The following is a 1,250-nucleotide window of genomic DNA, read 5'->3' on the forward strand; positions in this document are numbered from 1 at the left end:
AGCCTTCAGGAGTGACGCCATCAGGAGTGTAATTTTCACTCCAAGATGTGGATGGTAATAATAGCAGCAGTAACATGACTTTTAATATTTTTATTTGATTAGTTCCTTCTAGATAGCTTGTATTATATATCGGTGATATTAATGTATTTATCGTTCTGAATAGTCAATACAAAATCGGTGATAATGTGCGCTGACGCTAATTTAATCATTTCACGTGCATTTTGCTTATTATCGGATAGCCGCGCTAAAACAGTCTCATCCATGAATTGGAGAACACATTAGGGTATACCTAACGTAAACTAATCAAGAAGTAGTTTAAATTGGTTCGCTTAAAGTTGGTTTGAAACCCTACGCGAACTAATATTGCAAACCATACTCAAATCAAACTGAGGAGCCAAAATGTTCATTCGTGCTTACCTTCGAGCTTCTACAGATCAACAAGATGCAAATCGTGCTAGAAATGAGCTACTGCAATTTTCAGAAACGAAAAATATTCGTATTGCTAGTTTCTATGCCGAAACGCAATCTGGTGCGAAGATTGAACGCGCCGAACTAGGAAGATTGATTAACGACTCCCATTCTGGTGATGTGTTGTTGATTGAAAAAGTCGATCGGCTATCTCGGCTTCCCTTTGAACAATGGAAATTACTTAAAGGTCAATTAATCGCAGCAGGGATCCATATTGTCGTTGTTGATCAACCCATGACTCACGCAATTTTAAATGACACCATTGAAAGCTCAATGATCTCTAAAGTACTCACTGAGTTTATGATTGATCTTGCTGCGGCCATGGCCAGAGATGATTATGAAACTAGACGAAAACGTCAAGCGCAAGGAATTGAAAAGGCCAAAGCTCTAGGAAAATATCAAGGGCGCCAACCTGATCATGAATTAAGACAAAACATTAGACTCTTACTCGATGACGGGAAGAGTTGGTCTCAGGTGCAGAGCTTGCTAAAGTGCAGTCGTTCGACTATCGCGAAAGCTGCAAAATAAACATCTTATACAAAAGGTCGCAACATATTGCGACCTTCTACTAATCAATTAATTTAGATATTACGGTTTATTCAGTATCAATACCGTCTTTCCCGTAACATCGCGCAGCTCAAGTTGCCCCATATTTATTTCACCTACCGCAATAAGTGGTATTGCTCTATCGATTGAATTGGCCTGGCGCATCAATGACTCAGGACACATCATTCTAGTGCTACCTTTGGCGGTTAACTTAATATCATTCCCTTCAACGCCAT

Annotated in this window: 2 protein-coding genes; one reads left to right on the plus strand and one right to left on the minus strand. The window is 39.4% G+C overall.

Features of this window, described 5'->3' with window-relative positions:
- Nucleotides 1–399: 399 nt before the first annotated feature.
- The gene (locus L2748_RS23945; RefSeq protein ID WP_220783585.1) at nt 400–996 is read left to right on the plus strand and encodes a recombinase family protein; all 597 of its coding nucleotides are present in this window, start codon (nt 400–402) and stop codon (nt 994–996) included.
- A 60-nt stretch (nt 997–1,056) separates the two neighbouring features.
- On the opposite strand, the gene L2748_RS23950 is transcribed toward L2748_RS23945, so the two are convergent.
- Nucleotides 1,057–1,250: META domain-containing protein (locus tag L2748_RS23950; RefSeq protein WP_248957823.1), on the minus strand; the 194-nt coding region annotated here is incomplete at its 5' end.

Origin of the sequence: Shewanella sairae (genome assembly GCF_023283535.1) — a bacterium.
Lineage (GTDB): Bacteria > Pseudomonadota > Gammaproteobacteria > Enterobacterales > Shewanellaceae > Shewanella > Shewanella sairae.

Bases quoted from the DNA above. Each gene is read 5' to 3' on its own strand.
- L2748_RS23945 (WP_220783585.1), top strand. From the start codon at position 400: ATGTTCATTCGTGCTTACCTTCGAGCTTCTACAGATCAACAAGATGCA.